The sequence below is a fragment of the Palleronia caenipelagi genome (assembly GCF_007004065.1).
GTDB classification, from domain to species: domain Bacteria; phylum Pseudomonadota; class Alphaproteobacteria; order Rhodobacterales; family Rhodobacteraceae; genus Palleronia; species Palleronia caenipelagi.
This window is the reverse complement of the sequence record NZ_VFSV01000187.1, coordinates 1-608: the sequence shown is the minus strand read 5'-3', so window position 1 is coordinate 608 and position 608 is coordinate 1. Positions and strand designations below refer to the sequence as shown.

Genomic DNA, 608 nt, shown 5'->3' with positions numbered 1-608 from the left:
TTTCGCGGCATGGGGTCCGTCAGCTGAAAACAACCTCCAAAGACAAGGCACGATCATGACACCGAACCTGACCCCCATTCCCGAACTTTACGTGTCGTATGACAGCGCGCAGAAGCTGAAGGTTGAGGCCGCCGATCTGGTGTCCCATGACCTGAACCCGCGCCAGATCTGCGATCTGGAGCTGTTGATGAATGGCGGTTTCAACCCGCTGAAGGGCTTTCTCTCCGAGGCCGATTATGACGGCGTCGTCGAAAACATGCGCACGGCGGACGGTACCCTCTGGCCGATCCCGATCACTCTGGACGTGAAGGAAGACTTCGCCGCTTCCGTCGAAATCGGGCAGGACATCGCTCTGCGCGATCAGGAAGGCGTGATCCTCGCCACCATGACCGTCACCGACAAGTGGAAGCCGAACAAGGCGCGCGAGGCCGAGAAGGTCTTTGGCGCCGACGATTCGGCCCACCCGGCCGTGAACTACCTGCACAACACCGCGGGCGACTGGTATCTGGGTGGCCCGGTGACCGGCATCCAGCAGCCGGTGCATTATGACTTCCGCGCCCGCCGCGACACCCCCAACGAGCTGCGCGCCTATTTCCGCAAGCTTGGCT

At 61.5% G+C, this 608-nt stretch carries 1 pseudogene; it reads left to right on the top strand.

Features of this window, described 5'->3' with window-relative positions:
- Positions 1-55: 55 nt before the first annotated feature.
- Positions 56-608: pseudogene (locus FEV53_RS20650) on the top strand (adenylyltransferase); the annotation flags it as partial.